The following is a 26,289-nucleotide window of genomic DNA, read 5'->3' as shown; positions in this document are numbered from 1 at the left end:
GCGGGTTTTGGCTTATAAAACTGTCAAAGAAGCACTGAACTTGGATAGCGGCAGGAAAGCTCCGAGTTTGCACGCAATGTTCTGATATTTTATCGAAGTATCACCCCGCCTGACGCACAAAACCTTTCCTATATTGGTAATGCCATTCATTTTATACCATAAAACAGGCAGCTTTTATTCTGTCCACCAAGTCAAGGTTCAATTTCAATTGGTGTCCCAATTTTTACTGCGCTATAAAGTTCGTCAATTTCTTCGTCTGTCACCGCAATGCAACCTAAAGTCCAGTCATACCAGCGATGAAACTTACCGATAAATCCGGTTTTGTTTCTAAGTCCGTGAATTTTAACATCACCACCGGTAGGCTTACCAAGTCTTTTGGCATTTTCAATGTCGTCTTTGTTTGGGTAAGAAATACCTAAGTTTTTATGATAACCACTATTCGGGTTTTTGTCGTTAATGATATAAAGTCCTTCGGGTGTTTTTTTATCTCCTTCAAATTCTTTGTCCCCGATTGGTTGTCTGCCGAGAGAAATTTTATATGTTTTTACAAGTTGTCCGTTTGAGTATGCCAATAATTGTCTTTTTGATTTATACACAACAAGTTTGTCAATTTGTGTGTCTGCTGGAAGTTTGTCTTCCGGAAAAAAATAATAAACTGCCACTCCCAAGAAAATAAGGAAAATTGTCAGCCATATTATTTTATTTTTTTTCATTGCAAGTTATATAACCTTTTAATAGGTTCACCAACAAAATCCTATCCGAAAAGTTATTAAAAAACCAATTTGTAAGTTTTAATAAAAACACACACAAATTTTTATTTTTCGGGTAGCCTTTTGTTGCAAAAAAAATCAAAAGAAATTTATTGCGGATTGCCGGGGGCAAATTCCCAGCGCGCTTCTAATTGCTTGGTATGAAAAATATACTCGGTGCGCACACAATTTTTCACGGTATCGTAAGCCGTAAAACTATCGCTTTGATAGCTTTTGTCAAAATTGTAATCTTCATACTCTTCCCACACCATTTTTTCTTTGCGCAACTCGCGGAGGTGAAAAATACGCTCCGGCACATACAGCACCGGCACACCGTATTGCACTAAATTTTGGGCATCTATATAAGGGAAGTTCATCAAACGAAGGGCGGCTTTGTCTTTGTCGTCATCTACCCAGTACCATTTTTCGTTTTCTACGGCAAAAGTGCCTTTTAAGTCACTCTTTTTAATGTCGTCATAATAATTATACTCCCCTTGTACGCTGTATGCTCCGTGTCGGTCAATTTGAATAAAATAGTTAAATTCAATATCAAAATTGCGGGTAGTACCCTGACTGCCCACAGCATTGGTATAGGTAATTTCTAAGTTGTTGTCGCCAAAAAGGTGGTCGCTGCTGAGGGTAGTAACCATGTTCCCTTTTTCGGCGAGGGTGTCGCAGAGGGCATCGTTGAAGCCGATATTAATGCCATCGGCGGTTTCCATGCTGTGGCTATATACTTTGAGTTCCCAGTTTTCGGCGAGGCGTTCGCGGCGCGGAATAAAGGAAATAAAGGGGTCGTCTTCGCCACGGCGACAAGCGGTAAGCAAACTAATAATTCCCAGCAACAAAAGTGCTGTCCGGCGAAAAGACGGTGTAGTTGTCATTTGGCAAAAAAAATAAAGCTGATGAATACTAAAAAAATACGAGTGCGAAGATAAAGCAGCAAAATGTATTTTTACTATAAAATAAAACGACAAAATCAAGATTGTGGCGGCTTGCTGCTTTGCGCTTGTGCCGCTATTTGACGAATGCGCTGTACCATAGCATTGAGTCCGTTGGAGCGTTGCGCCGACAAATGGCTGCGCAAATCAATGGCATCAATGAAGTGCAAAGGGGCGGTTTGTACAATGTCGGGTGTTTGGCCATTGAGCACCCGCAACAGCAAAGCGATAATTCCTTTGGTAATAACAGTGTTGCTGTCGGCTTGATAGTGCATTGTTCCATCGGCTTGCAGCGCACCCGCTAACCACACCGTAGATTGGCAACCTTTCACTATATTTTGTTCGGTACGCAATTTTTCATCAAAATCATTCATTTTCTTTCCGATGTCAATGAGGTATTCGTAGCGTTCTAAAGGCTCGCAGAGATATTCAAATTCTTCAATAATATCCCGTTCTATTTGTTCCATGCGGGGCATAATATGTGTTTTTTTATGATGATTTTTTTCTTAAAATCAGGATATATAGGTTTATGCCAAAATACGCGCTGCTTTTTGTATGCCTTCGGCGAGCCGGCTCACTTCGTCCAACGTATTATACAAAGCAAAAGAAGCCCGCACCGTACCTTCCACGCCCCACCAACGCATCAAAGGCTGGCAGCAATGATGACCGGTGCGGCAGGCAATACCCATTTGGTCGAGCAATACGCCTATATCGTAAGGGTGCGCGCCTTTGACATTAAAAGACAGCACCCCGCTGCGCAAGGGAGCTGCGGCTCCATATACGGTGAGGTTTTCTATTGCCTGCAACTGCTCTGTAGCCGCTTGCAGCAGGTTTTGTTCGTAGTGCTCGATTTGCTGAAAATCAAATTGCTGCAAATAAGCGATAGCGGCATCTAAACCGATAGCTCCGGCAATGTCGGGAGTGCCGGCTTCGAAACGAAAAGGAATATCGTTGAAGGTGGTGCGTTCAAAAGTTACTTCCCGTATCATAGCTCCGCCCAACTGATAAGGCGGCATTTGCTCCAAGAGGTCGGCACGCCCCCACAGCACGCCAATTCCGGTAGGTGCATACAATTTATGCCCCGAAAAACACAAAATCGCATTGCAGAGCCTGCACATCTACCGGAAAATGTGCTACCGCCTGTGCAGCATCTACCACCACCACCGCCCCTACCTCGTGCGCTTTGGCAATGATGTTTTGCAAAGGATTGACAACCCCCGTAACATTGGAAAGATAAGTAATTGCCACTATTTTAGTGCGTTCATTGATGTAGTGTTGCAGATGATCTAAACACAAAGTAGCATCTTCGTTGAGTGGCAATACTTGAAGTTGCGCGCCTTTTGCCTCACAGAGCATTTGCCAAGGGACAATATTGGCGTGGTGTTCCATGTGCGTGAGCAGCACTGTATCGCCGGCTTGCAGGTGCTGTGCGCCGTAGGTACTCGCCACCAAATTAATGGCTTCGGTGGTACCTTTGGTGAAGATAATTTCGCGGTCGGAGGCGGCATTTATAAAATGGGCGATACGGCGGCGGGCGGCTTCGTAGGCATCGGTGGCAAGTTGGCTGAGGTGGTGCACCCCGCGATGCACATTGCTGTTGTAGCGGCTGTAATAATCGCTAATGGCATCAATAACCTGCTGAGGCTTTTGGGTAGTTGCTCCATTATCCAAATACACCAAGGATTTTCCGTGTACATTTTCCCGCAAAACAGGAAAATCGCGGCGTACAGTTTCAACAGAGAAGGGGAGGGTGTGAGAGATGTTCATATCCGAATTAAATCAACTTTTTTTTATAAAAACCTTCGCTATTTTTGATAAGAGAGCCTTTAAAACAATCAAAAAAAATATTTTACCCCACCATCTTTTCACCGATAAGTTTCAAAGCATAATCGCGCAAAGCGGCGTGGCTGATGCCATGCACCACTTCGGAAGCAAAGCCCTGCAACAACAAACGCCGCGCACTCGCTTCGCTGATACCGCGTGCCCGCATATAAAAAAGTGCCGCCTCATTGAGCTGACCAATGGTGCAGCCGTGCGAGCATTTTACATCATCGGCAAAAATTTCTAACTGCGGTTTGGCAAACATTTGAGCCGTATCGCTCAACAAAATATTGCGGTTTTGCTGGTAAGCATTGGTTTTTTGTGCATCAATATGTACTTTTATTTTGCCGTTGAACACTGTTTTTGCTTTGTCGGTGGCAATACCTTTGTATATTTCATTGCTGTAACAATTGGGCTGAATATGATTGACAAAGGTATGGTTGTCCATAAACTGTTTTTCATCGGCTACATACAAGCCATTCAAATAACACGAAGCATTATTGGCGGTGAGGTGCAGGTTCAAATCGTTGCGTAGCCAGTTTCCTTTCAAGCTAAGGGTAAAAATTTTAAAAACGGCATCGGCGGCTATGGCGGTGTTGGTGCTGCCGAAGTATGCAGCTTGTGAGGCTTCATTCTGTATTTGTACATACTCGGTGGTGCTGTGGTCGGCAGCGCGGATTTCTGTCACCTGATTGGTATAAAGAGCCGTTGTTCCCAAATTGCGGTGTTCTTCGTAAAAAACGGCTTCGCTGTGGTCGGCGATATGTACCAAACAGCGGCTTTGACGAAGTTGTTGAGCCTGCGGATTGTCGTACAAAAACAAGAGATACACCGGATATTGCAAGGAGGTATGCGGAGGCACTTGTATCCACACGCCCTGCGCAAAAGCCGTATTCAGAGCTACCCACGCCGCTTGTTCGCTGTCGGCGATTTGGTTAAAAACCTCATGTACGGCGGTATTTTTGGCTTGTTCAAGGGCATTTTCGAGGCTGCACACTTGCAAAGATTTATCTAAAAAAGCAGATTTTTCGGCGATATACTGTCCGTTGTACAGCACCACTACATTGCTTTCAAAAGGGGCGGGCGGCACGTTGATGCTATGAACTGCTGCCGTTTTTTGCGGGCTTGCAATGCTTTTTATGTGCTCTACAATTTTGGCAGGATTGCTGTATTTCCAATCCTCCAGCGCAGAGGTCGGAAAACCGAGTTCCAAAAAATGCTGTAAAGCAGCTTGGCGTTTTCCTTGCAAACCATTGTGCAAAGAGTCGTTTAAGTTGTTTTGAAAACTATTGAAAGTTTCTTGTATTTGTTGTAATAATGTTTGTTGCATAATATGGCAGCAAATCTTGCTTTGAGCGGCTGTTTTTATTTTTAAATGAAGGGGCAAAAAAGATAACAGAATAAAAAATAAGTCAATACTTATTGTTTGTTGCCGCTATCCCACTATTTCGCTTTCTTCTTTAATCCAGTCGTAGCCTTTTTCTTCCAATTCTAAAGCCAGTTCTTTGGTGCCGGTTTTCACGATTTTTCCCTGATACAATACATGTACAAAATCGGGAACGATATAATCCAGCAAACGTTGGTAATGCGTGATAACAATGATACCCATATTGTCGTTTTTTAAGGTATTTACACCATTCGACACAATGCGCAGCGCGTCAATATCCAAGCCGGAGTCGGTTTCGTCGAGTATTGCCAGCACCGGCTGCAACATCGCCATCTGCAAAATTTCGTTGCGCTTTTTTTCGCCGCCCGAAAACCCCTCATTCACGGAGCGTTTCATAAAATCGGGGTGAATTTCGAGCAAGTCCATTTTTTCGCGTATTTGCTTAATAAACTCCACCGTAGTCATTTCTTCCAAGCCTCTGTACTTGCGGCTTTCATTTACAGCCGTGCGCAAAAAATTGGAAATGGTGACACCCGGAATTTCCACCGGATACTGAAACGCCAGAAACACTCCTTCGCGGGCGCGCTCTTCAATATCCATTTCCAATAAATTTTTTCCGTTGAGCAAAATTTCGCCTTCGGTCACTTCATAATCTTCTTTTCCGGCTAATACCGAAGCCAAAGTGCTTTTTCCGGCTCCGTTGGGTCCCATAATAGCGTGTATTTCACCGGCTTTTACTTCCAAATTCAAACCTTTCAAAATGGCTCTATCTTCTACCGAAGCGTGTAAATTTTTGATGTGTAACAGCATATAAAAATAAATAAGCAAATAATAAATTGATGGTGCGGGGTTGATAAATTTTTATCAGGGTTTAATGATTTTTTTGTGTACAGAAGCCTGTCCTTTTTTATCGGGAATGATGCAAACGGCATACAGTCCGCTATTCCAGTGCTGTGTGGCGATGGTTTCTTTGGCGGCAGCCGCAAAATGTTGTTGCAGTAGCAATTTTCCGTTCATATCCGTAATCATCACGGTAGCAGCTTCTTCTGTTTGTATAGATAAATTTTCTTCAAAAGGATTGGGTGCAATGTTGTAAAGCAAAGGATTGACGGCAGCAAGAGCCGTAGCAGTATCGGGCGCAAATTGCGAGCGGCGGTAATCTTTGAAAAACAACCATATCGTTTCGCTGGCATTAAAATCCTGATTGGTAACACCGATGCTGATAGGTGCGCCGGGCCAAGTATGTGCGCCGCCGTTGATGCGATAGAGTTCCACGCGGCTGCCTTTTTCGCAACTCGTATATACGGTGTGGGTGGCGGTGCAGCCGTCGGCGGTATTGCTGTCGGCGAGGTCGGTGATTTGCGGCGGCAATTCGGGGCACTGATTGCGGGCTACCCAAAAATTGACAGCCTCTTGCACAGGCATCATTATCGTGCCGCCCAAGCCCGCGCCGCCTTCGTAGGGAACGGTGCTGTCGGCAGTGCCGTGTATGTGCAACAAAGGCACGGGGCGCGTATTTTGGCAATAATGAAACACACTATCCACCGCCACACCCGTCACCGAAGCAATGGCAGCGATGCGCTCCTCCAACTCGCAAGCCAGCCGATAGCTCATAAAACCGCCCATTGACATACCGCAGGCATAGATACGGTCTTGGTCTATATTATATTGAGCCGAAATGCTGTCCATCATTGCCTGAATAAAGCCCACATCATCTGAGCCTGAATGATAAGGAGACATAAAACCGCAGTTCCAATAAGTAGTTTGAGAAGCGGCATCTTGCAAGCCATCGGGATACGCTACTACAAAAGCAGCAGTATCGGCGATATTATTCATTCCTGAATACGCCTCTTGTTGCCAGGCATTGGAGCCTAAGCCGTGCATGTTGATAATGAGGGGCAAGGCAGTGCTGCTGCTGTAATCCGGCGGCAGATGCAGGCGATAGCTGCGAGTGGTGCCTTCCCACTGCAAAGTGCGCACCGTAGTTTGTGCCGATACCGAAAAAGCGGCTGCACTTAGCAGCATATATATAATGTAGAGGTGTCTCATTTTTTAAAATTAAATAATGAAAAAATTTTTTTCTGTTAAACAGTAACGCGGAACGCACAGACAGGGCTTTTTAATTTTTTATATTTTTAAAAACACCGAAAAGCAATTGAAAAAAAGGAAAAACTTTATCCTACACTTCCTTCCAATGAAAGGGCGAGTAGTTTTTTTGCTTCTACGGCAAATTCCATCGGCAGGTGCTCCATTACTTCGCGCACAAAGCCATTGATGATGAGTGCGGTGGCGGCTTCGGTATCTATGCCGCGCTGACGGCAATAAAACAACACTTCCTCCCCGATTTTGCTCGTGGTGGCTTCGTGCTCTACCTGTGCGGAGGCGGAGGCAGCTTCTATATACGGAAATGTATGTGCGCCGCAGCGGTCGCCGATGAGCAGCGAGTCGCACTGCGAAAAGTTGTAGGCGTTTTTTGCACCTTTCATCACCTTCACCAAGCCGCGATAGCTGTTGTGGCTGCGCCCTGCCGAAATTCCCTTGCTCACAATGCGGCTTTTGGTATCGTTGCCGATGTGTATCATTTTAGTACCCGTATCCGCCTGTTGAAAATGGTTGGTAACGGCAACGCTGTAAAACTCGCCCACCGAATGGTCGCCTTTGAGAATAACGCTTGGGTACTTCCACGTAACGGCAGAGCCGGTTTCTACCTGTGTCCATGATATTTTAGAACGCTCCCCCTTGCAGATGCCGCGTTTGGTGACAAAATTATAAATACCGCCTTTGCCCGTTTGTGGGTCGCCGGGGTACCAGTTTTGCACGGTGGCGTATTTTACTTCGGCTTTGCGCTCGGCGATAATTTCCACCACGGCGGCGTGCAGTTGATTTTCGTCGCGCATAGGGGCGGTGCAACCTTCTAAATACGACACATAGCTTTCGTCTTCTGCCACAATGAGGGTGCGCTCAAACTGCCCCGTTCCTGCCGAGTTGATACGAAAATAAGTGGAAAGTTCCATCGGGCAGCGCACTCCTTTCGGGATATAGGCAAAAGAGCCGTCTGTGAAAACGGCAGAGTTGAGGGCTGCATAATAATTGTCGGTGGGCGGCACGACCGTTCCGAGATAACGGCGCACCAAATCGGGGTATTTTTGCACTGCCTCGCTGAAAGAGCAAAAAATGATGCCGAGTGTGGCGAGTTCTTCCTGAAAAGTTGTTTTCACCGACACGCTGTCAATCACGGCATCAACGGCTACACCACTCAGGCGTTTTTGTTCATCTAAAGAAATTCCCAATTTTTCAAAAGTAGCTAAAATCTCGGGATCTACTTCATCTAAACTTTTGAGTTCTTTGGGCTTTTTTGGAGCAGAATAATAAATAATATCTTGCAGGTTGGGTTTGTCGTAGCGCACATTTGCCCACTCCGGCTCTTGGAGCGTACAAAAATGACGATAGGCTTCCAAACGCCATTTCAGCAACCAATCAGGTTCGTTTTTTTTGTGCGAAATGAAAGCAATAATTCCTTCGTTCAGCCCTTTGGGGGCATTATCGGCTTCAATATCACTCACAAAACCCCATTTATAGTCGCTTTGCGTAAGTTGGTCAATGGTTGTTTGAAAATCGTTCATATAATTAGTATCAAAAATGCTCAATAATGCTGCAAAAATAATGTATTTTAAGTAAAAAACGGCTTTGTAAGTAAATTGTTTAAAATTAGTCTAAATAACACCTGTTTTAAATACTTTCAGTTTCAAAACATCGCTAACTTCCTTATCCTGCCATTATTGCAGCGATACCAAACAGGCTACTTTCTTTATTATACCCCAAAAAACGCCTGCTCAATATCTTTGCAATCACTAACTTTGTGGGCTGTTGTGCTGTTGTTTTTTTCTGTAAGAAAGCAGCATTTTATTTTTTACTTTATCTATAATTATCAATTAAATATATGAAAGTTTTTAAATTCGGCGGAGCTTCGGTAAAAGATGCCGATGGGTTTCGCAACTTTGCCCGTATCCTCCAACGTTATGCCAACGACAGTGTAATGGTGATTTTGTCGGCATTGGGCAAAAGCACCAATGCCTTGGAAGAAATTCAAGCTGCTTACATCAAACGCGACAACGAGCGGCTGACGATGCTGTTTGAAACCTTGTGCCAAAAACATATAGAGCTTACGGAGCAGCTTTTTGACAAGAAAGAACAAAAGAAAGCCGTTCAAGCCGATTTAGAGGGTTTTTTTCAGCAAATGCAGCAGCAGTTTGGGCAAGAGCCTAACGCCAATCCCGCTTTTTTGTACGACCAAATCGTATCCAAAGGCGAGCAGCTTTCTACCGTGATAGCGGCTCATTTTTTGCGGGCGCAGGGTTTGAAATGTCAGTGGATAGATGTACGCAATTATATCAAAACCGACAATACATACCGCGAAGGTACGGTGGATTGGGCAGAAACGAGCAAGTATATACGCCAACTGCAACAGGAAACCGCCGCACAAACGGGTATTTGGATAACACAGGGATTTTTGGGCGGCACACCCGAAGGATTTACCACCACACTCGGTCGCGAAGGCTCGGATTACAGTGCGGCTATTTTTGCCCATTGTTTAGATGCCGAGAGCTTGAGTATCTGGAAAGATGTGCCGGGGATTCTCAACGGCGACCCGCGCATTGTAAAAGATGCACAGCTCATCGGCGAGTTATCTTATGAAGAAGCGATAGAAATGGCATTTTACGGAGCAACGGTGATACATCATAAAACCGTAAAACCTCTTCAAAACAAAGACATTCCTTTGTATGTGCGCTCCTTTATCAATCCAGATGTGGAGGGTACGGTGATACGCTCGCGGGTGTCGGCGCAGCAGTTGCCGCTGATTGCGCTCAAAACCAACCAAATTTTGATAGATGTTTATACGAAAGATTTCTCTTTTATTGACGGCGCACAATTGGGAAAAATCGTGTCTTTGCTGAGTAAATATAATATTACGCCGCATTTGTCGCAAAACAGTGCTATCAGCTACACCACCTGTGTTACACATAACCATCGCATTGCCGAATTACTTGATGAGTTGTCGCTGTATTTTGATGTGCGTTATCAGGGACCTATTGAAATTCTCACTATTCGCCATTTCAACGATGAAGTAATTGCCAAACAATTGGGCAGCCGCAAAGTGATTTTGCAGCAAAAAGACGACCAAACCGAAACACTTTATATGGTGATAGAAGGCAGCAGCGGGATACGCAAGTAAAAAAATATCCTAAAAACTACAAGATTTTAAATGTCTTGTAGTTTTTTTGTTTTATTGCCATATATTTTTTCAAAATCGCTGCGCAATATCTTGCAATCTATCCATTCGCCGTCCATCTCCATTTCAAAGGGCTGCCGCAGATAAAAGCGCAAAGCGGCTTCGTTCCAGTCCAGCACCTGCCACTTGACGATATTGGCTTGCACCTCCACGGCGTATAAAAACACTACATCTAATAATTGCTGCCCGATGCCGTGCCCGCGCCACGCTTCGCGCACCACCAAATCATCTAAAAACACCATTTTGCCGCGCCACGTGGAGTAGCCGATATAATAAAGAGCCATACCCACAATTTCGTCGGTATCGGTATTTTCGGCGAGGGTGAGTTCAAAACAAGGGCGGTCGCCAAAACCATCGTGTATAAAAGCCTCCAAAGAGTTGGTAACTTTTTCGGGAGCTTTTTCAAAAAGAGCCAATTCCCGAATCAAATTCAGGGCAGCAGCAGCATCGGCGGCGGTGGCAGAACGTATTTTTATCATAAAGTTTTGTGAAAATACTTGTTTTGTTTGTTGATGTAGCCGAAATTTACAATTTTTGTAATTGAGATAGTTATTTGCGGTGATAAATTTAATATTTTTATAATTTCTTGTACAAAAAAATTATTTATATACACTTTTTCAATCATTTTTAATTGTTATTTATTTCTCTATTTTTTTACGCTCATTATCCTCACACAACATGAACCAAAGAATTATTACTTTAGATGAGTTTATTATTCAACGCCAACAAGATTTTCCTTTTGCTTCCGGCGATTTATCGGCATTGCTGCGCGATATAGGGCTGGCTGCTAAAATTATCAATCGCGAAGTAAATAAAGCGGGTTTGGTGGATATTTTGGGTGTACACGGCACCCAAAATATATTTGGTGAGGAGGTGAAAAAATTAGACGTACTGGCGAATGATACCCTGATTGCGGCATTGCGAAACAGCGGGCATTGCTCAGGAGTAGCTTCGGAGGAATTAGATGATTTTATTTATTTTACAGACTCCCACTCCGATGATGCCGAATATGTAGTCTGTATGGATCCCTTAGACGGCTCTTCCAATATTGACGTAAATACAGCCATCGGTACTATTTTTTCCATCTATCGCCGCCTTACGCGCTCGCGCAATTGTGTGTTGGAAGACTTTTTGCAAAAAGGAGTTTATCAAGTAGCAGGCGGCTATATTATTTACGGATCTTCTACGATGATGGTGTATTCTACGGGCAGCGGCGTGAACGGTTTTACGTTAGACCCTTCTATCGGCGAATTTTGCCTGTCGCACCCCAATATCCGTATTCCGTCAAGGGGCAATATTTATTCGCTCAATCAAGGCTACGAGAGCAAATTTGAACAAGGGCTGAAAAATTATATAGCTTACTGTCAATCTTCGGATAAAGCCACCGACAAAAAACCATATAGCGGTCGTTATATCGGCTCAATGGTGGCAGATGTTCACCGCAATCTGATTAAAGGCGGTATTTTTATTTATCCGGCAATGAGCGACAGCCCCAAAGGGAAATTGCGTCTGTTGTACGAATGTAATCCGATGGCATTTATTGTTGAGCAGGCAGGCGGCAAAGCCACCGACGGAAAAAACCGTATATTGACGATGTCACCACAAAGTTTGCATCAAACCACCCCTGTTTTTATCGGCTCACGCGAAATGGTAGAAGACGCAGAGCGTTATTTGCAAGAGTTTTCTTCTTGAAGATTTATAAGTTACAAAAAATTTTATATGTCATATAGTGACAGTTATAAATATTCCTAAAAATTATTTTCTAAATAATTTTTAGGAATTGCTACTTTTCGCAGGATAAATAATAAGCACCTATATTTTTATTTTCCTCACTCAGTTTTATGATTATTGTATGAAAAAAATCTTTTACTTATTTTTATTATTGCTTCCGTCTATACCCGTATTGGCGCAATGTTCTCCCACTTCTTTGGGCAGTATTGGAGCTGGTGGTTACAATGCCAGCCGCACCACTTGCGGAAAAGGCGATGATTTTACAGATGTCAATACCGTTACCTGTGGCAGCACTTATTATTTAGATGGCGAAGATGAGTTGTTGAGTTTTACGGTAGCTACTACCGGCGCATATCAATTTACGATGACGGGTACTACCTCTTCGGATAATTGGTTAGGTATGAAACTATACGATGCTTGTCCACTTACCAGCGTTACTCCGAATGCCGCTTGTTTAGCCAATTCTACTTCCTCATCTTCATCCTCGACTACTTTTACGATTAGTTTGACAGCCGGAATTACTTATTACCTCATTACAGACACTTTTCCTTCGCCCAATTGTGCTAATTACACTTTAAATATAAGTACTGTGCCTACAGCGAGTTGTAGTCCTACTTCATTAGGTACTATCAGTGCGGCGGGTTATAATGCCAATCGCTCCACTTGCGGACAAGGGAATGATTTTACAGATGTCAATACTGTTACCTGTGGCAGCACTTCCTATTTGGGTGGTGAAGATGAATTGTTGAGTTTTATGGTAAGTACCACCAATACATATAAATTGACTATGACTGGTACCACCTCTTCGGATAATTGGTTAGGAATGAAATTATATAATGGTTGTCCTTTGTTGGCTGCTGCTGCTCCGGGTACTTGTTTAGGAGAGTCGTCTTCTTCAAGTACTAACGTTACTTATTTTTCGGTTACTTTAACGGCGGGTGTCACTTACTATTTAATTACAGATACTTATCCTTCACCCAATTGTGCCAATTATAATTTAACGATTGTATTAGCTCCGCCGCCGCCTGCTAATGATAATTGTGCGGGAGCCATTGCATTGCCAAGTATTCCGACCGATGCTACTTGTGCTTCTGCCACTTACAATACCACCGATGCTACCCAATCTCAAGCTGGTTGTGTGGGAACAGCCGATGATGATGTGTGGTTTAGTTTTGTAGCTCCGGCGGGCGGTGCGGTTGATATATCCCTAGCGAATACTTCAGGTAGTACCGACTGTGTTCACGAAGTATTTTCGGGTAGTTGTGCCGGACTGTCATCTGTCAGTTGCTCTGACCCCGAAAGCAACTCTATAACGGGATTGACGGCAGGGCTTACTTATTATATACGTATTTATACTTACAGCTCTGCCGTACTAACAGCAGGAACTTTGTGCGTAAAAACCCCGCCGCCTCCGCCTGTCAACGACGAATGTAGTGCCGCCACTTCCATAACAGTAGCACAGGGTACTTGCAGTTCGCCTACGGTAGGCTACAATAACGGCGCAACCACTTCCAGCCAAACAGCCCCCACTTGTGCCTCATTTAGTGGTGGTGATGTATGGTATTCTTTTGTTGTTCCGAGCAGCGGTAGTGTAATTGTAGAAACCAGTGCGGTAAGTGGAAGCAATGTAGGCGATACCGGATTAGAAGTGTATTCAGGCTCTTGCGGAAATTTGGCAGCTATAGAGTGTAATGATGACGGCGGCAGTGGTTTGTTTTCATTAGTGGCTGTTAGCGGACAAACGCCGGGCAGCACTCTTTATGCGCGCGTGTGGGAGTATGGCAATAATTCTTTCGGCGAATTTGGTATTTGTGCGTATGATACCACCACTACGGGCGGTGGCGGCTCCGGGAAACTGCCCACCCGATTATACTTTAATCAATACAGAAACCGATAGCATTGATTATGAAACCAATGGTGTTATTATCACTATTTCTGCTATTGAGTCTGGAGCGGTTATTGATTACGATTCCAATACTTATATTGATTTATTGCAGGGTTTTTGGGCAAAAGAAGGTTCTAATGTAGCGGCTTTTATTGATACTTGCGATGGCGGATATGGTGGTTTGATTGAACCTGCCGCCAAAACACAGGATTGGACAACAACGACTCTCGTTGCAAAAGCATTTAATATCGCTCCAAACCCGGCAAACAATATAGCTAATGTAGATTTTGCGGTGGAAAAAATGCTTTTGTACAGGTAGAACTTTACGATGTGCAGGGCAGAAAAATACAAACGCTTTTTCAGGATAGGGTAGAAGGCGGTATGCCGTATCAAGTGCAGGTAGAAGGCGACAACCTGCCCGACGGGCTGTATATCATTCGTTTAATATCTGATAATGATATGGTGCAAACGCGCAAACTGATGATACAACATTAAGATAGAAAAGGGCTGCAATAAACAACAAACAAAATGTTTTTATATTGTTTTTGCTGAATGTAAATAAAATAAAAAAGGCTGCTCCAAAGAGCAGCCTTTTTATAGATTTTGTGTATAGTATTTTAATGGTATTATTGCGGTGACGGCGGCGGCAAAGTCTTATCATCGCCTACGCGCTCCACTTGATACACGAAATATTTAGTATCACCCAAAAAACTGTAATGAAAAAACCGTTCTTTGTAATAAAGTTTTACGCGGTAGCCGTGGTCAATGGCAGCTTCTAAATCTTTGAGTACCTGATCTTCGCTGCCGGATACACTGAAATTCCACACGCCGGCATTGATGTCGTCGCCCTGCGAACCCGCCATACCGCCGGGTATTAAGCTGCCCTTCGTGTGTTTTAAATAAAATGCCTTTTTTACTCAATTTTACTACCGAGCCGCTGCGAAATCCATCGCTGAAACTCAACGATGTGCTGATATAAAAAGCACCGAACATCACCACTAAGAGCAATGCCAATATCAATAAACCCTTTCTCATGTGTTATTAATTTTTTGTTGGATTTTTTATTGTTACCCGCTTTATAAATAAAACAGAAAGCTAAATTAGTTCCTTTTGATGATGAAAATATAGTTTTCTTTATAAAAAAAGCAGATAAAGCCCGTTTCGCGCTTCATCTGCTTAGATATGTGTTGTTATATTAAAATTTTATTGCTGTGCAAAAACCGCCTGTACTTTTTCGGCAGCTTCTTTGAGCAATATCGCCGACTGCACTTTTAAGCCCGACTCATCAATGATTTTTTTGGCAATATCGGCATTAGTGCCTTGCAAACGCACAATAATCGGCACATTTACCGAGCCTAAAGCTTTGTAGGCTTCTACAATACCCTCAGCTACGCGGTCGCAGCGCACGATACCTCCGAAAATATTGACTAAAATTGCTTTTACGTTGGGATCTTTGAGGATAATGCGGAATGCCTGCTCTACGGTTTCGGCAGAGGCAGTGCCGCCTACATCTAAGAAATTTGCCGGCTCGCCGCCCGCTAATTTAATAATATCCATGGTTGCCATTGCCAAACCCGCACCATTGACCATACAACCCACATTGCCGTCGAGTTTTACATAATTGAGGCGATATTCGCTGGCTTCTACTTCGGTAGGGTCTTCTTCGTTGAGGTCGCGCATGGCGGCAATATCGGGGTGGCGGCGCAAAGCATTGCCGTCAATGCTCACCTTGGCATCTACGGCGATGACACGGTCGTCAGATGTTTTGAGCACAGGATTAATTTCTATCAAAGCGGCATCAATACCGATATAGGCATTGTACAGTTTTTGAACAAAATCTGCCATTTTATTACCCGCATCGCCGCTCAATCCCAAATTAAAAGCAATTTTGCGTGCTTCAAAAGGCTGCAAACCCACTTTGGGGTCAATAAATTCTTTGTGCAGCAAATGAGGTGTATTGTGGGCTACTTCTTCAATGTCCATACCACCTTCGGTAGAATACACGATGACATTGCGTCCAGAAGCGCGGTCTAACAAAATACTCATATAAAACTCCTTCGTTGGCGAAGCACCGGGCGCATATACATCTTCGGTAACGAGCACTTTGTGAACTACTTTTCCTTTGGCTCCGGTTTGTGGAGTTACTAAGGTAGCACCCAATATAGCGGTTGCTTTTTCGCGCACTTCGTCTAAATTTTTTGCTAATTTGATACCACCTGCTTTACCACGCCCGCCCGCATGAATTTGCGCTTTGATAACGTGCCATTGAGTGCCGGTTTGCGTGGTCAATTCTTGGGCAACACGCACCGCTTGTTCGGCAGTTTCGGCAACAATGCCTCGCTGTATGGGAATTTGAAAACGGGTAAGCAGTTCTTTTGCTTGATATTCGTGTATGTTCATTGAAAAAAGAGGTTGTTTTCTGATTTTGAGTTGCAAAGTTACGTTCTAACTGATTTATAAAGAAATAATGAGAAATAATTTTTTATATCTTTGCTTACTATGTCTAAAAATGTTTTATAAGAAATCAATAATTTGATGAACTTTTCAAATCTTTAACCTGAATTAATACATGGAAAAAAAAATAATATATTTTTCTGGACTGAATGGAATAAGAGCAATAGCTGCAATTTTTGTATTGATAGCACATACAATAGAATTTTTTCCTAAATTTGGCTTACAGGTAGATGGAAATTTACCAGGTGGATTGGCGGTTACTATTTTTTTTAGTTTAAGTGGTTTCTTAATTTCTTTTTTATTATTAAAGGAATACGACAAACAAGGATATATAGATATTAAGAAATTTTATTTAAGAAGAATATTGAGAATTTGGCCGCTATATTATCTTTGGTTGTTTTTAAGTATTATAGTGATATTCATTTGTCATTTAAAATTTGACGGCACAACTTTTTTGTTTTATCTGTTTTTTGGAGCAAATATACCTGTTATTCTACATAAGCAATTGCCTTTAATAGCGCATTATTGGTCTTTAGGCGTGGAGGAGCAATTTTATCTAATCTTACCATGGTTAATTCCACATATCAATAGAATAAAACGATTAATCTTTATATTCGTTATCTTTACTATACTTATTAAAATATATCTATCTTTGTTTTTTTATGATACTTTGCCATTTAGAATATTAGATATTGCTAGAGTGGATTGTATGGTAATAGGGGGAAGCATAGCTTATGCTTATTACAAAAATCACTCAATAATTAATATTATTAATAGTAGAGAAATTCAATTTATAAGTTGGGCGGTACTATTTTTTTTACTTAGTATAAAAATACTTACTCCATTTAAACTTAAAAGCATACTTATTCATCATGAAATTACAGCATTGCTAACAGCCTTCATAATAATTGGGCAAATAAAGAAAACAAATAAAATTTTTAACTTAGAAAATAAAATTTTTGACTATTTAGGTAAAATTTCCTACGGCATATATGTGATACATCCATTAATGCTATTTATTACTTCTAAATTACTTGTCAAACTTGTATTTAACAGACATGTATTACCAACAGGAATAAAATGTTTTTTATTTTCTATTATAGTTTTTCTTTTAACATTTCTATTTTCATCTTTTTCTTATCTGTATTTAGAAAAATATTTTCTAAAATTTAAGAATAAATACGTTGTAGTACAAAGTCAATCTACCATGTCGTAGATGTTGTTAGATTTAAAACAGGCAAAAACGCATATTTTTTATTCTAATTGATAGTATTTATTTTTATCAAACACCATGCTGGATCAAATCAACTTAGAAAATCTTTTATTTTTAGATATAGAAACCGTCACCGAAACGGACGAGCTCGGCGATATGTCGCTCGCCAAACAGCAGCTTTGGAAAGAGCGTACTGCACATTCATCTGCCGCCGCCGACATCAGTGCCGAACAACTTTTTGAGCAAGAAGCCTCGCTGCACGCCGAATTTGCAAAAGTGGTGTGCATTTCGGTGGGGCTGCTATTTCGCACTCCCAACAAAACGCTGGGCTTGCGCATCAAATCGTTCTGCGACCGCGATGAACAAAAACTATTGGAACAATTTTCAAAACTCCTCAACCAGCATTTCAACAACCCCAAAAAAGCAACCCTTTGCGGACACAATATCAAAGAATTTGACGTACCTTTTTTATGCCGCCGTTTGGTAATTCACAATATGTCTGTGCCACAACTGTTGGAGGCGGCTTTTTTAAAACCCTGGGAACTGCCATTTTTGGATACCATACATTTGTGGCGTTTTGGCACAGGTCGGCATTTTGTGTCGTTGCGGCTGCTGCGCGAGGTGTTGGAAATTCCACACAACGCCGCCCTGCCCGATGGCAGAGCCGTATCGCGGCTGTTTTGGCTGCAAAATGACCTGCAACAAATTCGGAGCGTGTGCGAACAAGATGTTGCCTCCGTAGCACAAATGGTGCTGCGCCTCAAAGGATTGCCCTATATTCAAGCCGCCGACATTGAAGCCGCCGCAGAATAAAATTGTGCTGGTATTTCTGTAAGATACACACGCATCTATGAACCACGTTACTCCTCGCTTACAACAATTGCTGTCGTTGCAAGCCGCTGCCCCGAACGATGCTTTTATCGCCTATGCCATAGCCGCCGAATACAGCAAATCGGGCGATACCGCCGCCGCCATTGTCGCTTTTGAAACCCTGCGCCGCCAACACCCCGCTTATGTGGGCTTGTATTATCATCTCGGCAAACTTTACCAACAGCAGGAAAATTACGAGCAAGCACGTTTTATATTCGAGGCGGGTATGCAAACTGCCCAAAGTATCGGCGACTCGCACGCTCTCCGCGAATTGCAAGCTGCTTATCGCAATCTTTTAGATGAAATGATGGAATAAAAAACAGCATATAATCATAAAAACTGACTTTTTGTCACTTTTTGTTCCTAAAACCTAATTATGGGCGATAAATATTGTAACTTTGTGCAGCGAAAAGGTATACTATTATTAATAGCTAAATATTTTGGGGTTTATTTGAAAACCACTACACACCCAATTAAATAATCCTTTTATTACGGATAATTGAATAATTATATAAAAAAATTCATTATTTTAAAAATATATGTTTGAATCTACGCACAACGGCACTGCTCATAATGTGCCTTTGCAAGAAGAAAGACAAGGCGAAGTGCTGGCAATGCCCTTGGTGGCGGCTGCCAACGGCAAGCGTTTTTATATAGAAAGCTACGGCTGCCAAATGAATTTCAGCGACAGCGAAATTGTGGCTTCGGTGCTATATGCCGATGGCTACGGCATCACCGACAACTACCAAAATGCCGATGTCATACTCCTCAATACCTGCTCTATCCGTGAAAAAGCCGAAGAGCGGGTGCGCCACCGCTTACAACAGTTGTCGGGCATCAAAAAACAAAACCCCAACGCCGTAGTCGGTTTGCTGGGTTGTATGGCAGAACGCCTCAAAAGCAAACTTATCGAAGAAGAACGCCTCGTTGATGTGGTGTGTGGACCCGATGCTTATCGCGATTTGCCGCGCCTCCTCGCCGAAGCCGAAGGCGGGCAGCGCGCCGTCAATGTATTGCTCTCGCGCGAAGAAACCTACGCCAACATTGCCCCCGTTCGCTTAGATGCCAACGGTGTCAGTGCTTTCATCTCCATTATGCGCGGCTGCGACAATATGTGCTCTTTTTGTGTAGTACCCTTCACGCGCGGACGTGAGCGCAGCCGCGACAGTTTCTCCATCGTTGCAGAGGCACAGGATTTATTCAACAGAGGCTACCGCGAAGTAACCCTGCTGGGGCAAAATGTGGACAGCTACAAATGGCAAAACCCCGAAAGTGGTGAACACATCAACTTTGCAAAACTGCTCGAAATGACCGCACAGGTAAATCCGCTGTTGCGGGTGCGTTTTTCTACCAGCCACCCCAAAGATATTACCAACGAAGTACTTGAAATAATGGCAAAACATGATAATATCTGCAAATATATCCACCTGCCTGTCCAAAGCGGCAACAGCCGTATTTTGGATTTGATGAACCGCACCTACGACCGCGAGTGGTATTTGGAGCGTGTGGCTGCCATTCGCCGCTATATGCCCGATTGCGGCATCAGTACCGATGTCATCAGCGGCTTTTGCAGCGAAACCGAAGCCGAGCATCAAGACACTTTGAGTTTAATGGAAATCGTGAAATACGATATGGCATATATGTTTGCCTATTCGGAGCGTCCGGGAACACTCGCCGCCCGCAAATATGCCGATGATGTGGACGAAGCCGTCAAAAAACGCCGACTTAATGAAGTCATTGCTTTACAAAATGCACATTCTTTTGAGCGTAACCAAGCCGATGTAGGAAAAATATATGAGGTGCTGGTTGAAAAAACATCTAAACGCTCTGATGAAGAAATGTGCGGGCGCAATTCGCAAAACAAAATGATTATTTTTCCGAAAGGCAATGCCGAAGCCGGACAATATGTGCAAGTGCGTGTCACCGACTGCACTTCTGCCAGTTTGCGCGGCGTATTGGTACAATAATATAGTAGTAGCGATTTTTATTTCCGTATCAGTTTTGGCAAATTTTTTAGTATTAATATAAAAAAAATACAGCACCACCCCAACTAACCAGACATGGCAGAGCAAGACCTTCAAAGTATCAAAGCGCGTTTTAATATTATCGGCAATTCGGAAAATTACCTGCGAGCCTTGCGCGTGGCGGTACAAGTAGCTCCTACCGACCTCACCGTGCTCATCAGTGGCGAAAGCGGCGTTGGAAAAGAAGTGTTTTCAAAAATTATCCACGAATTGAGTTTGCGCCGCCACAACAGTTTTATCGCCGTCAATTGCGGTGCTATCCCCGAAGGCACTATCGACAGCGAGCTGTTCGGTCACGAAAAAGGAGCTTTTACAGGAGCGGTGGATAATCGCAAAGGATATTTTGAAGTAGTAAATGGCGGCACTATTTTTTTAGATGAAATAGGCGAAATGCCACCCTCCACACAAGCACGTCTTTTGCGCGTACTCGAAACCGGCGAATACATACGGGTAGGCTCTTCCAAAACACAAAAAACAGATGTGCGTGTAGTGGCTGCCACCAATGTAAATTTATTGGAAGCCATAGCCAAAGGCAGGTTCCGCGAAGATTTGTACTACCGTCTCAATACAGTGCCTATTACAGTACCACCCCTGCGCGAACGCCGGGAAGATATTCCTTTGTTGTTTCGCAAATTCACGGTGGACTTTGCCGAGCGCAACCGTATGCAGCCCCTCCGCCTGAATGAAGATGCAAAAAACCGCTTGATTAATTATCGTTTTCCGGGCAATGTGCGCGAACTCAAAAATATCGCCGAGCAAATGACGGTACTTTCCAAAACGCGCGACATCACCGAAGAAGAAATATTGCAGTTTTTGCCTACACATCATTTTTCGCAACTGCCCGCTTTGGCGGTTGCCGGCGCACAGGAAACCACTTACAGCGAGCGCGAACTGATGTATAAATTATTGTTTGATATGCGCAAAGACATTAACGAACTCAAACAATTTATGTTTACATTGGCAGAGCGCGGCTATGTGCCTTCTGATATGGTGCAAGCTCATTTTGTGGAGCGCGGCGAAGCATACAGCAATGAACAAGTAATGCCTTATTCGGGGGCAGATAGTTTTAATACACCGATTATTTTGAGTGCTGCACAAGAAAGTGGTACACGCTTGCGCAATAATACCGCCTATACCGAAACTGCTTCGGCTGAAATTGTAGATGAGTCCTTATCCTTGATGGATAAAGAGCAGGAAATGATCATCAAGGCATTGAAAAAATACAACGGTAAGCGCAAATTAGCAGCCGAAGAATTGGGGATTTCCGAAAGAACGCTCTACCGTAAAATCAAAGAATACAAAATTGATGAATAGAAATTTCTTTTCAGCACCATAAAAAAATTAAAAAGAAATGAACGCTGCCACTTTTCATACTGCCCGCCAACATCTGATGCTGCAAGATGCGGTGATGGCTCGATTAATAGCCGACTATCCGATAGAAGTGCATTATGAAGAGGCGGGAGATATATACGAAACACTCTTAGATGCTATTATTTCGCAGCAGTTGTCGGTAAAAGCGGCAGCAGCGATTGTCAAAGAATTTAAGGCTTTGTTCGGTGGGTATTTTCCTGCTCCACATTTATTACTGCAACACGATACGGAATTTTTGCGAACAGCGGGCATTTCTAATCAAAAAGCCGGTTATTTGTTGAATATTGCCCATTTTTGGACAGATAATAATTTGCAAACTTTTGATTTTCAGCAATACAGCGATGATGAAGTGCTGCAACTGCTCACACAAATAAAAGGGGTAGGATGCTGGACGGTGGAGATGATTTTGATATTTGCCCTGTATCGCAACGATGTGTTTTCGGTAGGCGATTTGGGTATCCGCAAAGCGGTGGCGCGTCATTACGAAATTGCCGCACCCATCGAAAGCCGCGCTTTTGCCGCCGAAGCCGCCGCCCTCTCCGAAAGCTGGCGACCCTACCGCAGCTACGCCTGCCGCTATCTGTGGGCTTCTTTGGATAATAGCTGATATTGTGTCATTTCCGTGTTTTATTCCGCCAACTCCTTCGCTAATTGCACCCACTCCGCCACACTCAATTGCTCGGCGCGGCGTTGTTGCCAGGCGGGCAGCGTAGTGCGGTGCCAGCGGTCTTGATGACATTTCAGCGCATTGCCCAACATTTTTCGTCTTTGCCCGAAACCTGCCTTCACCACCGCCTTTAATTGCGGATACGCCACAGCATCTTCGTACAAATAATGCCGCTCCAAATGCAATACGCCCGACATCACTTTGGGCGGCGGTGCAAATACCTGCGGCGATACATCAAACAAATATTTTGCTTTGTAGTACGCCTGTGTCAGCACCGAAGTAATGCCATAATCGGGGTGTTTTTCACTGGCACAGATTCGCTTTGCCACTTCTTTCTGAAACATACCCACCAAATGCTGTACCTGTGCGCGGTGTTCCAATACTTTGAATACAATTTGTGTAGAGATATTGTAAGGAAAATTACCGATAACGCCAATTTTTTCAGGAAAAACAGCAGCAAAATCTACCACCAATACATCTTGATTAATGATTTGTGCGGCTTGCAAAGACGGAAACCTTTCCGACAATACCTCCGGCAGACGGCGGTCAATTTCAATGATATAAAAAGCCGGAATATCGTTGCGTTCCAAAAGAAACTGTGTGAGCACACCCTCGCCGGGACCGATTTCTACCACAGCTTGGCAGGCGGCGGCAGGCAAGGCTTGTACTATTTTGCGTGCAATATTGTTATCTTTCAGAAAATGCTGACCTAAACTTTTTTTTAAACGCAACATAAAAAAAGAAATAACGGTATATGTAAAATGATAAAAGAAAAGAACCTTGTAAAATGCAACAAAGTACATTTTACAAGGTTCTTTTTTGAAATATAAAAAAAGAAAAGATATATTATTTTTTCTTACCGACAGGAGTAGCTTCGCTACGCATACTGCGCGGAATTTCGATAGTAGCCAACGGTGTGCTGGGCGAATTGACGATTTCTACATTTTCTAATTTTAGGTCGCCTACTTTAATAGTTTTGCCCAAATCCAATTCCGTCAAATCCACCGAAATCTCAGGAATTAAATTTTCCAAAGTAGATTTTACTTTCAGCCTGCGTTGTTTGGTCACTAATTTACCACCCACACGCACACCTTTGGCAGTACCTATATAGCGCACCGGCAATTCCAAAGTAATTTTTTTACCTTCTTTCAACTCAAAAAAATCAACGTGCAACAAGGCATCGGAGACAGGGTGAAATTGAGTTTCTTTAATAATGGCGATGGATTCTTTGCCGTCCAAATTAATTTTTGCTGCGTGAAAATCAGGATTATAAATTAATTTGTGCAAATCGCTTTCTATCACGGTGAAATGATGATTTTTATCGCCACCGTACAATACACAAGGCACTAAACCCTCTTTACGGTTTTTTTTGGCAGCATTTTCGCCCAAAGTATTGCGCACCACACCTTGAATGTCTATCGTTCTCATTGTTGAATAAAATATTATTTTTTAAAATTTTTATTGATTGTTACCGTAAATTCTTACTTCCGGTACGGCTTCTGTATGCAAACCGATACTTTTGTAGTAAAATAAGTGCGCAAAGGTATTGTTTTTTTTGCAAAAATCAAAAATAAATACCTTTTTTAATACATTATTTTTACTCAAACTTTAAGTGATACTTGTAGAATGTAATAATTTTTCAAAGGACTATTGGCATACAAACTACAGAAACAGCAATGTAAAGCAGTAGTAGTCATTTATTTTTCTTAATAAAACCCTGTTATAAAACCAAAAATTATTATTTATCAATAAATAACAACACTACATCAAAAAAAGTGGTAACTTTATCCTCTTATATATGTAAAGATAAAAGCAACAAACAATTAAAGCAGTTTTTTGTTTTTTCTTAGAAAAATTTGTCTTGCTTGTCAGACATTACTTTTTTGTGCATTTTAATCGTATTTGTAGAAGCGGAGATGAAGCGAAAAAGTATGAAATAAGCGACCTGATATAGCCAAAAAGATACAGAGGTGGACAAGGGCTATATAAAAAAGAAGACAAGATTTTCGCTTGATGTGTTGAATATGAATAGAAACTGGGTGTTAAAAGAAACAGATGAAGAAGCTGTGAACTCATTGCACCAGGAACTAAAAATAAATAGTGTTTTATGCAAATTATTGGTCAATCGTGGTGTCTTAAACATCAATCAGGCTAAACGTTTTTTTCGTCCTTCGCTTGATGACTTGTATGATCCTTTCCTAATGAAAGATATGGACAAGGCAGTGAAGCGAATAGAAGACGCTTTGGTGAATGATGAAAAAATTTTAGTGTACGGAGATTATGATGTGGACGGAACCACGGCTGTCGCCTTGGTGTACAGCTTCTTCCATGAAATCTACCCGAAGGTATATCGGTATATTCCCGACCGCTACGAGGAAGGGTACGGTATATCTTTTAAAAGTATTGACTTTGCCAAACAGCAAGGTATTACACTCATTATTGCTTTGGATTGCGGTATTAAAGCAGAAGACAGGGTATTATATGCCAAAGAAAAAGGCATAGACTTTATTATCTGCGACCATCACCGTCCGGGTGCTTCCTTGCCCGAAGCCTGTGCGGTATTAGACCCCAAACGCGATGATTGTGAGTATCCTTACAAGGAGTTGAGCGGCTGCGGCATCGGTTTTAAACTGTTGCAAGCTTTCGCACTCTCCAATGAAGTGCCTTTCCATTATCTGGAGAAGTTTTTGGATTTGGTGGTGGTGAGCATCGCCGCCGATATTGTACCGATTACCGATGAAAATCGTGTATTGTCGTATTACGGACTCAGACGGCTCAATACAGAGGCGCGTCCCGGATTGAGAGCTTTGCTGGAAAGTTGCGGGCTTGCCAGTAGAGAATTGTCTATTTCGGATATTGTTTTTTCGCTCGGTCCTCGTATCAACGCCGCCGGCAGAATGGGCAGTGGCGTGCTGGCAGTAGAATTACTCATCGCCGACAGCGACTACGAAGCCCGTATCAAGGCGCAGGAATTAGAACAACTCAACGAAAAACGCCGTCAGATTGACAAAGAAATTACTGAAGCAGCCTTAGATATGCTGTACAGTGACCCCGACTCCCAACAGCGATACTCCACCGTACTGTATCACCCTGGCTGGCACAAAGGTGTAATTGGTATCGTGGCTTCGCGGCTGACCGAAACTTACTATCGCCCCACGATTATTTTAACCAACGACAACGGCAAAGTGGCAGGTTCGGCTCGTTCCGTAAAAGGTTTCGACATCTACAACGCGCTTACATCTTGCGAAGATTTGCTCATACAATATGGCGGTCACAAATATGCCGCCGGTATGACGATAGAAGAAGCCAATGTACCTGCTTTTATTCAGCGTTTTGAAGAAGTAGTGAATGAGCAAATTGCCGAGAAATTGCTCATGCCGGAAGTATTGATTGATGCCGAATTAGAAATAGACGAACTTAATCCGCAGTTTTACAAAATCCTCAATCAGTTCAACCCCTTTGGTCCCGGCAACCTCAATCCCGTATTCATCAGCCGCCATGTGCGCGATTCCGGCGTGTCGGCATTGGTAGGGCAGGAGCGTAGCCATATCAAATTGCAGGTAGTACAAAACGGCTCTGCACCCATGGAAGGCATTGGTTTTAATATGTCGGAAAAATTTGAAGTGGTAAAAGAAGGCATTTTTGATATTTGTTATCAGGTAGTAGAAAATGAATTCAGAGGTAATAAAAATCTACAGTTGATTGTGAAAGACCTGAAAATTCCGGATGAAGAATAACAGATATTTGAATTGTTTTTTTTAATAAAAAATAAAACAAAAATGGACGGGATAAAAGATCACGTCCATTTTTTTATCCTTTGTTTGCTATTAAAATATTGTGCCGTAAATATCTGTCAGGTTTATAAAAAGGCACTGTTTATTAGCAG

At 42.8% G+C, this 26,289-nt stretch carries 24 protein-coding genes and 1 pseudogene; 12 read left to right on the top strand and 13 right to left on the bottom strand.

Features of this window, described 5'->3' with window-relative positions:
* Positions 1-191: 191 nt before the first annotated feature.
* The 8 genes and pseudogenes from IPL35_16340 to sufB form a co-directional block, all read right to left on the bottom strand.
* Entirely contained in the window at positions 192-713 is a 522-nt protein-coding gene (locus IPL35_16340) for a L,D-transpeptidase family protein (GenBank protein ID MBK8444871.1), read from the bottom strand.
* 146 nt (positions 714-859) lie between these two features.
* Positions 860-1,633 (bottom strand): hypothetical protein, encoded by a 774-nt coding sequence (locus IPL35_16335; GenBank protein MBK8444870.1) that lies wholly within the window; start codon positions 1,631-1,633, stop codon positions 860-862.
* A 95-nt stretch (positions 1,634-1,728) separates the two neighbouring features.
* Positions 1,729-2,166, bottom strand: a complete 438-nt coding sequence (locus IPL35_16330) for a SufE family protein (GenBank protein ID MBK8444869.1) — start codon at positions 2,164-2,166, stop codon at positions 1,729-1,731.
* A gap of 51 nt (positions 2,167-2,217) precedes the next feature.
* A pseudogene (locus IPL35_16325) lies at positions 2,218-3,457 on the bottom strand (cysteine desulfurase).
* A gap of 82 nt (positions 3,458-3,539) precedes the next feature.
* Positions 3,540-4,841, bottom strand: a complete 1,302-nt coding sequence (gene sufD, locus IPL35_16320; protein ID MBK8444868.1) for a Fe-S cluster assembly protein SufD — start codon at positions 4,839-4,841, stop codon at positions 3,540-3,542.
* A 105-nt stretch (positions 4,842-4,946) separates the two neighbouring features.
* Positions 4,947-5,705 (bottom strand): Fe-S cluster assembly ATPase SufC, encoded by a 759-nt coding sequence (sufC, locus tag IPL35_16315; protein ID MBK8444867.1) that lies wholly within the window; start codon positions 5,703-5,705, stop codon positions 4,947-4,949.
* 57 nt (positions 5,706-5,762) lie between these two features.
* Complete coding sequence (locus tag IPL35_16310) at positions 5,763-6,923, bottom strand: T9SS type A sorting domain-containing protein (GenBank protein MBK8444866.1); 1,161 nt, start codon at positions 6,921-6,923, stop codon at positions 5,763-5,765.
* A 149-nt stretch (positions 6,924-7,072) separates the two neighbouring features.
* Positions 7,073-8,521: a Fe-S cluster assembly protein SufB gene (sufB, locus tag IPL35_16305; GenBank protein MBK8444865.1), complete on the bottom strand. Its 1,449-nt coding sequence runs from the start codon at positions 8,519-8,521 to the stop codon at positions 7,073-7,075.
* A gap of 317 nt (positions 8,522-8,838) precedes the next feature.
* On the opposite strand from sufB, the gene IPL35_16300 reads away from it, so the two are divergent.
* On the top strand, positions 8,839-10,131 hold the full coding sequence (locus IPL35_16300; GenBank protein ID MBK8444864.1) for an aspartate kinase: 1,293 nt from the start codon (positions 8,839-8,841) through the stop codon (positions 10,129-10,131).
* A gap of 26 nt (positions 10,132-10,157) precedes the next feature.
* On the opposite strand, the gene IPL35_16295 is transcribed toward IPL35_16300, so the two are convergent.
* Entirely contained in the window at positions 10,158-10,667 is a 510-nt protein-coding gene (locus IPL35_16295; GenBank protein MBK8444863.1) for a GNAT family N-acetyltransferase, read from the bottom strand.
* 199 nt (positions 10,668-10,866) lie between these two features.
* Between IPL35_16295 and fbp the strand changes: the two genes are divergently transcribed.
* The 4 genes from fbp to IPL35_16275 all read left to right on the top strand — a co-directional run bounded on the left by fbp (position 10,867) and on the right by IPL35_16275 (position 14,299).
* The gene (fbp, locus tag IPL35_16290; protein MBK8444862.1) at positions 10,867-11,880 is read left to right on the top strand and encodes a class 1 fructose-bisphosphatase; all 1,014 of its coding nucleotides are present in this window, start codon (positions 10,867-10,869) and stop codon (positions 11,878-11,880) included.
* Positions 11,881-12,040: 160 nt separating this feature from the next.
* Positions 12,041-13,816: a PPC domain-containing protein gene (locus tag IPL35_16285; protein MBK8444861.1), complete on the top strand. Its 1,776-nt coding sequence runs from the start codon at positions 12,041-12,043 to the stop codon at positions 13,814-13,816.
* Complete coding sequence (locus tag IPL35_16280) at positions 13,758-14,123, top strand: hypothetical protein (protein MBK8444860.1); 366 nt, start codon at positions 13,758-13,760, stop codon at positions 14,121-14,123. The genes IPL35_16285 and IPL35_16280 overlap by 59 nt, the downstream gene beginning before the upstream one ends.
* 11 nt (positions 14,124-14,134) lie before the next feature.
* Complete coding sequence (locus tag IPL35_16275) at positions 14,135-14,299, top strand: T9SS type A sorting domain-containing protein (protein MBK8444859.1); 165 nt, start codon at positions 14,135-14,137, stop codon at positions 14,297-14,299.
* A 131-nt stretch (positions 14,300-14,430) separates the two neighbouring features.
* Here IPL35_16275 and IPL35_16270 read toward each other — a convergent pair whose 3' ends face one another.
* Both IPL35_16270 and sucC read right to left on the bottom strand, forming a co-directional pair.
* The gene (locus IPL35_16270) at positions 14,431-14,667 is read right to left on the bottom strand and encodes a hypothetical protein (protein ID MBK8444858.1); all 237 of its coding nucleotides are present in this window, start codon (positions 14,665-14,667) and stop codon (positions 14,431-14,433) included.
* A gap of 340 nt (positions 14,668-15,007) precedes the next feature.
* Positions 15,008-16,204 (bottom strand): ADP-forming succinate--CoA ligase subunit beta, encoded by a 1,197-nt coding sequence (gene sucC, locus IPL35_16265; GenBank protein MBK8444857.1) that lies wholly within the window; start codon positions 16,202-16,204, stop codon positions 15,008-15,010.
* Between the two features lie 169 nt (positions 16,205-16,373).
* Between sucC and IPL35_16260 the strand changes: the two genes are divergently transcribed.
* From IPL35_16260 to IPL35_16235, 6 genes are all read left to right on the top strand, one after another.
* Positions 16,374-17,474 carry an acyltransferase gene (locus IPL35_16260; protein ID MBK8444856.1) on the top strand — a complete coding sequence of 367 codons (1,101 nt, stop codon included), beginning with the start codon at positions 16,374-16,376 and terminating at the stop codon, positions 17,472-17,474.
* A gap of 75 nt (positions 17,475-17,549) precedes the next feature.
* Positions 17,550-18,284: a 3'-5' exonuclease gene (locus IPL35_16255; protein ID MBK8444855.1), complete on the top strand. Its 735-nt coding sequence runs from the start codon at positions 17,550-17,552 to the stop codon at positions 18,282-18,284.
* A 37-nt stretch (positions 18,285-18,321) separates the two neighbouring features.
* Positions 18,322-18,657, top strand: coding sequence for a tetratricopeptide repeat protein (locus tag IPL35_16250; GenBank protein MBK8444854.1), 336 nt, complete (start codon positions 18,322-18,324; stop codon positions 18,655-18,657).
* A 223-nt stretch (positions 18,658-18,880) separates the two neighbouring features.
* Positions 18,881-20,308 carry a tRNA (N6-isopentenyl adenosine(37)-C2)-methylthiotransferase MiaB gene (miaB, locus tag IPL35_16245; protein MBK8444853.1) on the top strand — a complete coding sequence of 476 codons (1,428 nt, stop codon included), beginning with the start codon at positions 18,881-18,883 and terminating at the stop codon, positions 20,306-20,308.
* Between the two features lie 93 nt (positions 20,309-20,401).
* Positions 20,402-21,679: a sigma-54-dependent Fis family transcriptional regulator gene (locus tag IPL35_16240; protein MBK8444852.1), complete on the top strand. Its 1,278-nt coding sequence runs from the start codon at positions 20,402-20,404 to the stop codon at positions 21,677-21,679.
* Positions 21,680-21,716: 37 nt separating this feature from the next.
* Entirely contained in the window at positions 21,717-22,343 is a 627-nt protein-coding gene (locus tag IPL35_16235; protein ID MBK8444851.1) for a DNA-3-methyladenine glycosylase 2 family protein, read from the top strand.
* Positions 22,344-22,363: 20 nt separating this feature from the next.
* Here the strand turns inward: IPL35_16235 and rsmA are convergent, their stop codons facing one another.
* Together rsmA and IPL35_16225 are read right to left on the bottom strand one after the other, a co-directional pair.
* The gene (gene rsmA / locus IPL35_16230) at positions 22,364-23,137 is read right to left on the bottom strand and encodes a ribosomal RNA small subunit methyltransferase A (protein ID MBK8444850.1); all 774 of its coding nucleotides are present in this window, start codon (positions 23,135-23,137) and stop codon (positions 22,364-22,366) included.
* A 112-nt stretch (positions 23,138-23,249) separates the two neighbouring features.
* Complete coding sequence (locus IPL35_16225; protein MBK8444849.1) at positions 23,250-23,831, bottom strand: 50S ribosomal protein L25; 582 nt, start codon at positions 23,829-23,831, stop codon at positions 23,250-23,252.
* A 596-nt stretch (positions 23,832-24,427) separates the two neighbouring features.
* Here IPL35_16225 and recJ point away from each other — a divergent pair.
* Positions 24,428-26,140: a single-stranded-DNA-specific exonuclease RecJ gene (gene recJ, locus IPL35_16220; protein ID MBK8444848.1), complete on the top strand. Its 1,713-nt coding sequence runs from the start codon at positions 24,428-24,430 to the stop codon at positions 26,138-26,140.
* Positions 26,141-26,289: the final 149 nt, after the last annotated feature.

The organism is Sphingobacteriales bacterium (genome assembly GCA_016711285.1).
Classification (GTDB): Bacteria; Bacteroidota; Bacteroidia; order Chitinophagales; family UBA2359; genus JADJTG01.
Note: the sequence above shows the minus strand (reverse complement) of the source record. Positions and strands in the feature narration are given on the sequence as shown.